Annotated in this window: 9 protein-coding genes; 7 read left to right on the forward strand and 2 right to left on the reverse strand. The window is 73.4% G+C overall.

Annotated elements, in window-relative coordinates:
• Nucleotides 1-105 precede the first annotated feature (105 nt).
• The 3 genes from ACFU6K_RS20695 to ACFU6K_RS20705 all read left to right on the forward strand — a co-directional run bounded on the left by ACFU6K_RS20695 (nucleotide 106) and on the right by ACFU6K_RS20705 (nucleotide 3,414).
• Entirely contained in the window at nucleotides 106-1,728 is a 1,623-nt protein-coding gene (locus ACFU6K_RS20695; protein WP_380665031.1) for a dolichyl-phosphate-mannose--protein mannosyltransferase, read from the forward strand.
• Nucleotides 1,728-2,510, forward strand: a complete 783-nt coding sequence (locus ACFU6K_RS20700; protein WP_380665043.1) for an ABC transporter permease — start codon at nucleotides 1,728-1,730, stop codon at nucleotides 2,508-2,510. Before ACFU6K_RS20695 ends, ACFU6K_RS20700 begins: the two co-directional genes overlap by 1 nt.
• Nucleotides 2,511-2,826: 316 nt before the next feature.
• Nucleotides 2,827-3,414 carry a TMEM165/GDT1 family protein gene (locus ACFU6K_RS20705; RefSeq protein ID WP_049656026.1) on the forward strand — a complete coding sequence of 196 codons (588 nt, stop codon included), beginning with the start codon at nucleotides 2,827-2,829 and terminating at the stop codon, nucleotides 3,412-3,414.
• A gap of 17 nt (nucleotides 3,415-3,431) precedes the next feature.
• Here ACFU6K_RS20705 and ACFU6K_RS20710 read toward each other — a convergent pair whose 3' ends face one another.
• Nucleotides 3,432-4,703: a hypothetical protein gene (locus ACFU6K_RS20710; protein ID WP_380665033.1), complete on the reverse strand. Its 1,272-nt coding sequence runs from the start codon at nucleotides 4,701-4,703 to the stop codon at nucleotides 3,432-3,434.
• Nucleotides 4,704-5,171: 468 nt separating this feature from the next.
• Between ACFU6K_RS20710 and ACFU6K_RS20715 the strand changes: the two genes are divergently transcribed.
• Together ACFU6K_RS20715 and ACFU6K_RS20720 are read left to right on the forward strand one after the other, a co-directional pair.
• Nucleotides 5,172-7,244 carry an MFS transporter gene (locus ACFU6K_RS20715; protein ID WP_380665035.1) on the forward strand — a complete coding sequence of 691 codons (2,073 nt, stop codon included), beginning with the start codon at nucleotides 5,172-5,174 and terminating at the stop codon, nucleotides 7,242-7,244.
• A gap of 53 nt (nucleotides 7,245-7,297) precedes the next feature.
• Nucleotides 7,298-7,807, forward strand: coding sequence for a hypothetical protein (locus ACFU6K_RS20720; protein ID WP_380665037.1), 510 nt, complete (start codon nucleotides 7,298-7,300; stop codon nucleotides 7,805-7,807).
• A gap of 29 nt (nucleotides 7,808-7,836) precedes the next feature.
• On the opposite strand, the gene ACFU6K_RS20725 is transcribed toward ACFU6K_RS20720, so the two are convergent.
• Nucleotides 7,837-8,298, reverse strand: a complete 462-nt coding sequence (locus tag ACFU6K_RS20725; RefSeq protein WP_380665039.1) for a MarR family winged helix-turn-helix transcriptional regulator — start codon at nucleotides 8,296-8,298, stop codon at nucleotides 7,837-7,839.
• A 62-nt stretch (nucleotides 8,299-8,360) separates the two neighbouring features.
• On the opposite strand from ACFU6K_RS20725, the gene ACFU6K_RS20730 reads away from it, so the two are divergent.
• Both ACFU6K_RS20730 and ACFU6K_RS20735 read left to right on the forward strand, forming a co-directional pair.
• The gene (locus tag ACFU6K_RS20730) at nucleotides 8,361-8,771 is read left to right on the forward strand and encodes a cupin domain-containing protein (RefSeq protein ID WP_380665041.1); all 411 of its coding nucleotides are present in this window, start codon (nucleotides 8,361-8,363) and stop codon (nucleotides 8,769-8,771) included.
• Between the two features lie 68 nt (nucleotides 8,772-8,839).
• Nucleotides 8,840-9,163 (forward strand): antibiotic biosynthesis monooxygenase, encoded by a 324-nt coding sequence (locus tag ACFU6K_RS20735; protein WP_074000815.1) that lies wholly within the window; start codon nucleotides 8,840-8,842, stop codon nucleotides 9,161-9,163.
• Nucleotides 9,164-9,202 lie beyond the last annotated feature (39 nt).

Here is a 9,202-nt window from a genome sequence, read left to right on the forward strand (position 1 = left end):
GCCACATAGTGTCAGTGGCTGTTGACCGCCCGGCCCCGGCGGGCGCGGCGCGACCCGGGCGGAGCCAGGCCCCGGGCAGAGCAGACAGGCGAAATCGGCGAGGCTATGACGCAAGCGGCGCTCACGCACCCACCGGCGGCCCCGACCCCCGCCGCCCCGGCCCCGGCCCCGCGCGGGGGCCTGGTCCGCTGGGCGGCCGACCGCTCCGGCTGGCTCGGACCGATCGCCGTCGCGCTCTTCGCCGGCCTGCTGCGGTTCTGGAACCTCGGCCACCCCAACGCCTTCGTCTTCGACGAGACGTACTACCCCAAGGACGCCTGGTCGCTGCTCCAGCAGGGCTACGAGGGCACCTGGCCGGACCACGCCAACGCCGACATCCTCTCCGTCCCGCAGTCGATCCCGCTGGGCTCCGCGCCCGAGTTCGTCGCGCACCCGCCGCTCGGCAAGTGGGTGATGGCGACCGGCGAGCAGCTGTTCGGGCTCAACCCCTTCGGCTGGCGGTTCATGACCGCCCTGCTCGGCACCGTCGCCGTGCTGATGCTCGCCCGGATCGGCCGCCGCCTCTTCGGTTCCACCCTGGTCGGCTGCACCGCCGCGCTGCTGATGGCGGTGGACGGCCTCCAGCTGGTGATGAGCCGGGTCGGCCTGCTCGACGGCATCCAGATGTTCTTCGTCCTCGCCTCCTTCGGCAGTCTGCTGATCGACCGCGACCACGTCCGCGCCAGGCTCGCCGGGGCGGCCGACGCCGACGCCGTCCGGCTCGGCTGGCGCCCCTGGCGGATCGCCGCCGGGGTGTTCGTCGGCGCCGCCTGCGCGGTCAAGTGGAACGGCGCCCCGATCCTCGCCGCCTTCGGCATCCTGACCGTCCTGTGGGACCAGTCCGGCCGCCGCGGGGCCGGCGCCCGCCGCCCCTGGCGCTCCATGCTGCGCCTGGACGCCGTCCCCGCCTTCCTCGCCGTGGTCGGTTCCGCCGTGGTGGTGTACGTCGGCGCCTGGAGCGGCTGGCTGGCCACCGGAGGCAGCGGCGCCAACGGCGGGGGCGGCTACGACCGGCACTGGGCCGACGGGCGCGCCGGGCTCTCCCCGGACAGCGTCCTCGGCATCCCGCTGCCGCAGGTCCCGATGGGCTGGGTGCCCGCGCCGCTGCGCAGCCTGTGGCACTACCACGCGCAGATGTACGACTTCAACACCGGCCTGAGCACCCCGCACACCTACCAGTCCAACCCCTTCGCCTGGCTGGTCGACGGCCGCCCGGTCTCGATGTACTGGGAGCAGATCCCGTACGGGCAGCGCGGCTGCACCTCCTCGGGCGGCTGCGCGGCGCAGATCCTCGGCCTCGGCACGCCGTTCCTGTGGTGGGCGGCCTGCTTCGCGCTGGTCTACCTGCTGTGGCGCTGGTTCTTCCGGCGGGACTGGCGCTCGGGCGCGGTGCTGTGCGCGGTCGCCGCGATCTACCTGCCCTGGTTCCGGTACCAGGAGCGGACGATCTTCTCCTTCTACATGGTCGTGCTGGTGCCCTTCCTGTGCCTGGCCGTGGCCCAGATGCTCGGGGCGATCCTCGGCCCGGCCGGGTGCAGCCCCGAGCGCCGCCGGATCGGGGCGATCGGGGCCGGGGCGGTCGTGCTCGCGATCGTCGGCTGCTTCGCCTTCTTCTACCCGCTGTACACGGCGGAGGTGATCCCGATGTCGTCCTGGCAGGACCGGATGTGGTTCACCAGCTGGATCTGATGCCGGTGCCGCTGGCGGCGTCCGGCGGCCAGCTGCTGCCGGTCACCCCGGTGCTCGGGGTGGTCACCGCCGTGCTGCTGCTGGCCGCCGTCGCGGTGGCCGGGCGGGGCCTGCTCGGCCACGGGCACGCCGTCCTGCGGGCCGGGCTGCGCGCGGTGGTGCAGCTGGCGGCCGTTGCCGCGGTGATCAGTTGGGTGGTCGGCTCGCTCTGGTGGTCGGCGCTGTTCGTGCTGGTGATGTTCTCGGTCGCGGTGCGCACCGCCGGACGGCGGATGACCCCCGGCCCGGGCTGGGTCTGGGCGGCCGCCCCGATCGGTGCCGGGGTGCTGCCGGTGCTCGCCCTGCTGCTGGGCGTCGGACTGCTGCCGACCGAGGGCCTGTCCGTCATCCCGGTCGCGGGCATCCTGATCGGCGGCGCGCTCAGCGCGACCTCGCTGGCCGGGCGGCGGGCCCTGGACGAGCTGCGGCTGCGGCGCGGCGAGGTGGAGGCCGCGCTGGCGCTCGGCTTCGAGGAGCGCGACGCCCGGCTGGAGATCTGCCGGACGGCGGCGGCGACCTCGCTCGTCCCGGCGCTGGACCAGACCCGGACGGTCGGCCTGGTCACCCTGCCCGGGGCGTTCGTCGGGATGCTGCTGGGCGGAGCCTCGCCGGTCCAGGCGGGGGCGGTGCAGCTGTTCGTGCTGATCGGGTTGCTGGCGGTGGAATCGGTGGCGATCGCGGTGGTGCTGGAACTGGTCGGGCGCGGGCTGGTCACGGTCGAGCCGGACGGGGGCGGCCGGTAGGCGGGTCGGTCCGCGTCGGCCCTCGTGGGTCCCCGTAGGTCTCCGTGGGCCTCTGCGGGCCTCCGTGGCCTCCGGCGGTCTTCCCGGACGGGTCGGTCGACGCCGTCGGGTACGCTTGGGGCCGTTGAAGGGGAGTAGCCCTCCACCGGACCGTCGACATACTGGCCCCCAGGGGCCCGGCGCCCGGGGCACCGCTCGATGAACGGTGCCGGCGAGACCTTCGGCCGCAGTGCTGTGACCATGACCAGTGCTGTCGGGCCGAAGCGTCCCCTGACGGAGCCGCGGCGGCCGGGCAGCCTCCGACCGAGGAAAACCCCTGATGAGTCTCACCGTTGCCGCGTTGACCTTCGGCATCATCTTCCTGGCCGAACTGCCGGACAAGACCGCGCTGGCCAGCCTGGTGCTCGGCACCAAGTACCGCGCGAGCTACGTCTTCGCGGGCATCGCCGCCGCCTTCGCCCTCCAGGTGGGCCTCGCGCTCGCCGCCGGGCACCTGCTCTCGCTGCTGCCGCACCGCTGGGTGGAGGGCGTCACCGGTCTGCTGTTCCTGGTCGGCGCGGCGATGCTGCTGTTCCACGGCGGTGAGGACGAGGACGAGCACGCGGCCAAGGAGCCGTCCTCGAACAGCTTCTGGAAGGTGGCCGGGGCCAGCTTCGTGGTGGTCGCGATCGCCGAGTTCGGCGACCTGACCCAGATCATGACCGCCAACCTGGCCGCCAAGTACGCCGACCCGCTGGCCGTCGGCCTCGGCTCCTGGCTGGCGCTGTGCGCGGTCGGCGGGATCGCCATCGTGGGCGGCCAGAAGCTGCTCAAGTACGTGCCGATGAAGCTGATCATCCGGGTGGCGGCGGCGATCATGGTGGTGCTGGCGGGCATCAGCATCTTCGGGGCGATCACCGGCTGATCCCTCGCCTGGCGGCCTCAGCAGCTGTTGTGGGCGTCCAGGGCGGCACGGGTGTTGGGACCGAAGACGCCCCGCTTGTCCCCCTTGACGGCCCACATCCACTGGACGTAGCCGACGGTGTTCACGGTGGTGTCGTCGTACACCCCGGTCACCGGCACGCTCGCCCAGCAGACGACGACGGCGAGCTTCTGCTGGAGGGCGGTCACGTCGGGCCCGCTCATCCCGGACTGCAGCACGCGCGGGGTCGGGGCGGTGGTGGGCGTCGGGGTCGGGGAGGGGGCCGCGGGCACGGTCGGCGTGGGGGCCGGGGCGGGGGGAGCGGGCGGGGCCTCGGTGGTCGGTGCGGCCGTCGGCGTCGGGGCGACCGTCTTCGTCGGGCTCGGCTTGCGGGTGGGGGTGGGCGTCGGGCTCGGTGCCTCGCTGGTCGGCGCCGCCGTGGTCGGGACGGGCGTCGCCAGGGTGGGCGGGTCCACCGGTGCGGGCGCCAGGGTGCTCGTCGGCAGCGGCTGCGCCTGCTTGGCCGGCGGTTCGGCGGAGGGCGTCACCGCGTACGCGACGCCGATGGTGAGCGCGACCAGGGCGGCGCCGATCCCGGTGAGCAGCCCCTTGCGCTGGGCGAACGGGCGCCGGTCGGCCTGCTCGGCCGCCCGTCTGGCGGCCCGGCCGCCGCCCTCCGGCCCGGGATCGTCCGGGGCCCGCGCGACGTCCGGTGCCTGCCCGACGCCGGGTGCCCCTCCGAAGGCGAAGAGGCCGATCTCGTTCCCGCCCGGTCCGGAGGGCGGGACCGGCGGCAGCACGGTGGTGGCGTACGCGTCCCCGTGGCCGCCGGGGTGGGCCTCGGAGGGGGCACCGGGGTAGCCGTCGGCGGCCGGGCCGAACGGGTCCTGCCCGGGGCCGGACGGGGTCTGTCCCGATCCGAAGGGGGCCTGCGCCGACCCGAAGGGGGCCTGCGCCGACCCGAACGGGTCCTGTCCCGGGGCGACGGGCGGCAGCACCGTGGTGGCGTACGCGTCCGCGTCCGGTCCGAGCGGGGGAGCGGCCGGCTGCCCGGGGGCGGGCCGGCCCGGGGGGACCGGCGGCAGCACCGTGGTCGCGAACGGGTCCACCACCGGTGCGTTCGGGTGGCTCTCGTCGGCCACCTGGTCGGCGGTCTGCGGAACGTACGGGCGGACCAGCGGCGGGCCCTCGACGTGCGGCAGGACGGCGGTCTCGGTGAGGCTCGGGTCCGGGAGGCAGCCGCACCCGGTGGAGCGTGCGGTGCCGCACGTCGGGCAGTGCTGGTCCGGCATCGGCCGGTCCTCCTCGGTTTCGCGTCGACTTCGCGGTCGGTCGTCGGTCGGTCGTCGTTGGTCAGTCGTCGTTCGTTCGTTCAGTCGGTCGATCGTCCGGCGCGCGTTCGGTTCGGCGCGCGTTCCCGGTGGATCCGGGCGCACGATCGGGCCTGATTATGCAGGACCGCCCGAAGGGGGGACAGGGGCGTCCGTCCCCCGGCGGGGGTGTTGTGCCGGTTGGTGCGGGTTGGCTCCTCCGAGAACGCCCGGAGCGCGGCGGTTGTCCCCGGCGCTTACGCTCGGCTCAACCCGGTGGAACATATCGGGACGAAACCGACCAGCACGGTGAGCTGGGAGTGATCATCCGCACGGCCCGGCCGACGGGCCCGGGACCCCATGGAGACGCCATGCCCACGGAGACGTCGTGATGCCCGGCGCAGGCGCCGTGACGCCGCACGCGGACGCCGTGACGCCCGCGGGGACACGATGACGGAGCCGCGCACCGCGTCCGGCCGGAGCCCGGCGGGCGAGCCCGGCCCGCCGGCGGTCACCGTCCCCAACCTCTGGGTGCCGATCGGCGCCCTGCTGCTGGCGATGCTGCTCGCCGCCCTCGACCAGACCATCGTCTCCACCGCGCTGCCGACCATCGTCAGCGACCTCGGCGGCCTCGACCACCTCTCCTGGGTGGTCACCGCCTACCTGCTGGCCTCCACCGCCGCGACCCCGCTGTGGGGCAAGCTCGGCGACATGTACGGCCGGAAGCGCTTCTTCCAGGCCTCCATCGTGATCTTCCTGCTCGGCTCGGTGCTGTGCGGGATCGCCCAGAACATGGGCGAGCTGATCGCCTTCCGCGCGCTCCAGGGCCTGGGCGGCGGCGGACTGATGGTGCTCTCCCAGGCGATCGTCGGCGACCTCGTCGCACCCCGGGACCGCGGCCGCTACCAGGGCCTCTTCGGCGCCGTGTTCGGCGTCACCAGCGTGCTCGGTCCGCTGCTCGGCGGGGTGTTCGTCGACCACCTCAGCTGGCGCTGGGTCTTCTACATCAACCTGCCGATCGGCATCGTCGCCCTGGTGGTGATCGCGGCGGTGCTGCACGGGCTGGAGGTCCGGCGCGAGCACCGGATCGACTACCTGGGCACCGTCCTGATCGCCGCCGTCGCCACCTGCCTGGTGCTGATGACCTCGCTCGGCGGGACCACCTGGGCCTGGACGTCCTGGCAGGTCGTCGGCCTCGGCGTGCTCGGGCTGGTGCTGCTGCTCGCCTTCGTCTTGGTCGAGCGGACGGCCGCCGAGCCGGTGCTGCCGCTGCGGCTGTTCCGCTCGCGGACGTTCAGCCTGGTCGCGGTGATCTCCTTCGTGATCGGCTTCGCGATGTTCGGCGCGCTGACCTACCTGCCGACCTTCCTCCAGGTGGTCCAGCAGGTCTCGCCCACCATGTCCGGCATCCACATGCTGCCGATGGTGCTCGGCATGCTGCTCACCTCGATCGGCTCCGGCCAGATCGTCGCCCGCACCGGCCACTACCGGGTCTTCCCGATCGCCGGGACGGCCGTGACCACCGTCGGGCTGCTGCTGCTCTCCCGGCTGGACGAGCACAGCAGCACCGCCGAGATGAGCTTCTACTTCCTGGTCTTCGGCCTCGGGCTGGGCCTGGTGATGCAGGTGCTGGTGCTGATCGTGCAGAACTCGGTCGGCTACGAGGACCTCGGCGTGGCCACTGCGGGCGCCACCTTCTTCCGCTCCATCGGGGCCTCCTTCGGCGTCTCCATCTTCGGGACGGTCTTCGCGAGCGGACTGCGCAGCCGGCTCGCCGACGCCCTGGCGGGGGTGCCGCTGCCGCCCGGGTTCCGGCCGGAGGTCATCACCTCCGACCCGCGGGTCATCCCCCGACTGCCGGCCGCCGTCCAGCCGGGCGTCTACCACGCGTACGCCGAGTCGATCACCCGGGTGTTCCTGTACGCGGTGCCGGTCGCGGTGGTCGCCTTCGTGCTGTCGCTGTTCCTGCGCGAACAGAAGCTGCGCTCCACCGTCACCGCGCCGGACCTCAGCGAGTCCATCGGGTTCAACCCGGTCGAGCGCACCTCGCTGGACGAGATCGCCCGCGCCCTCTCGGTGCTGAACAGCCGCGAGGCCCGGCGCGACCTCTTCCGGCGGATCACCGAGACCGCCGGGCTGGACCTGCGGCCCGCCTCCAGCTGGCTGCTGCTCCAGATGCACCAGCACGGCTCGGTCGAGCCGGCCGAACTGGCCGAGCGGCGGATCGTCCCGGTCTCGGTGATCGAGGAGGCCGTCCGGGAGGTGGAGGGCCGGGGGCTGGCGGCGAGGGCCGGCGGGCTGCCGCTGCGGCTCACCGAACCGGGGGAGGAGGCGGCGCTGCGGCTGGTTGCCGCCCGGCGCACCCAGCTCGCCGAACTGCTGGGGGACTGGGACGAGCAGCGGTACGCCGAACTTGCCGGGCTCCTGAACCGGCTCAGCTCCTCGCTCTGCGCGGACCGGCGCGACCGTCCGGACCCGTCGGGGCCGCAGGGGCCGTACCGTGGGGAGGGGCGGTCGTTCTGACCGTCCGTTCGTCCGTCGGCCCGTAGGGCGTGACCGGGAAGGGGTGGTGCGGCGTGCCGCTCGAAATCGAGCGCAAGTTCCTGCTGGAGGCCTTCGAGCCGCCGGAGACGGCGGTGCGGCAGCACATCGAGCAGGGGTACATCGCGATCAAGGACGACGGGACGGAGGTACGGCTGCGGCGGATCGGCGGCAGCTGCGTCCTCGGCGTCAAGCGCAAGGCGTCCGGTGCCGGTGCCGGCTCCCCTGCCGGTTCCCCTGCCGGCTCCACCGTACGGATCGAGGTGGAACGCGAGCTGGGGGAGGAGGAGTTCACCGAACTCTGGCCGGCCACCGAGGGCGCGCGGCTGGTCAAGGAGCGCTACACCTTCGACGCGTCCGGCGTCACGGTCTACGCGGACGTCTACCAGGGGGAGTTGGCCGGGCTGCGCACCGTCGAGGTCGAGTTCGGCTCGGAGGCCGAGGCGGAGGCGTTCTCGGCGCCGGAGTGGTTCGGCGCCGAGATCACCGGCGTGAAGGCGTACAAGAACCAGACTCTGGCGACCGGCGGTCTGCCCAAGTCCTGACGTCCGTACCGGAGTTACGGCGCCCCGAATCAGCGCGGGGTGTCGAGGCGGAACGGGTCGCCGGGGGCGAGCCGGCGCAGGCCGTCCTCCAGCTGGCGCAGCTGCTCCTCGCCCAGGGTCGCCGACCACTCCTCGCGCAGCTCGTCGAAGATCCGGGCCGAGCGGAGCAGGCAGTCCACCCCGCGTCCGGTGAGCCGGACCAGCTTGCGCCGGGTGTCGGCCGGGTCGGCGGCCCGCTCGACATAGCCGAGCTGCTCCAGGCCGTCGATGGTCTTGCCCGCGGCCTGCTTGGTGACGCCGAGGCGGCGGCCGAGCTCGGTGGCGGTGGTGCCGTGCGGGCCGATCGCCTGGAAGACGAAGCCGTGCATCGGGCGCAGGTCGGGGTGGCCTTCGCGGGCGATGCGCTCGTGCAGCTCGTCGATGATCGTCCGGAAGGCGAGCAGTAGGCGCAGCGGCAGCTCAAAGCCGGGCGGGGACGGTTCACTTGACACGATAGACAACCTCATTGTCTATATAGACAACTTCATTGTCCATTCTAGGGGGTTCCCTCGCCATGCCCGTCATCCGCCGGACCGACGCCCGCCGCACCGAGACCCCGAACGCCGTCATGACCACCTACGCCTCGCCCACCCAGGGCGCCACCTCCCTCGCCGTCTGGCACGTCGACATGACCGCCGGCGCCCGGGGCCCACTGCACGCCATGGACACCGAGCAGGTCTGGACACTCCTCACCGGCACCGCCCGGGTCGACCTGGCGGGGGAGACCTTCACCCTCGCCGCCGGGGACACCGCCGCCCTCCCCGCCGACACCACCCGGCAGATCGCCACCGACACCGGCTTCACCGCCGTCGTCGCCTCCCCGTCCCCCGCCCACGCCTACAACCCCGACGCCGTCACCCCGCCCGACGCCTGCGCCCTCGCCCCGCGCGACGACCAGCGCGTCCTCCCGCCGTGGATCGCCTGAGCCGCGGCGTGTGAGGTGTAGCAGACTGCTCCCCGTAAGCAGTCACCGGAGCAGAAGGAGTGTGTGCCATGTCCGTCGTCAAGATCAACGTCCTGACGGTGCCGGCCGAGCAGCGTGAGGTGCTGGAGCAGCGCTTCGCCTCCCGGGCCGGCGCGGTGGAGAACTCGGACGGCTTCGAGTGGTTCGAGCTCCTCCGCCCCGTCGAGGGCACCGACCAGTACCTCGTCTACACCCGCTGGCGCAGCGAGGAGGACTTCAAGGCCTGGATGGAGGGCCCCATGAAGGCCGCCCACCAGAACGGCCCCGCCGGCGAGGCCCCCAAGCGCCCCGCCGCCTCCGGCTCCACCCTCTGGTCCTTCGAGGTCGTCCAGTCGGCCGGCCCCAAGGCCTGACGTCCGTACGGCAGTTGCGCGCCCCGGGGTCCCTTGAAC

The organism is Kitasatospora sp. NPDC057512, from assembly GCF_042802135.1.
Taxonomy (GTDB): Bacteria; Actinomycetota; Actinomycetes; order Streptomycetales; family Streptomycetaceae; genus Kitasatospora.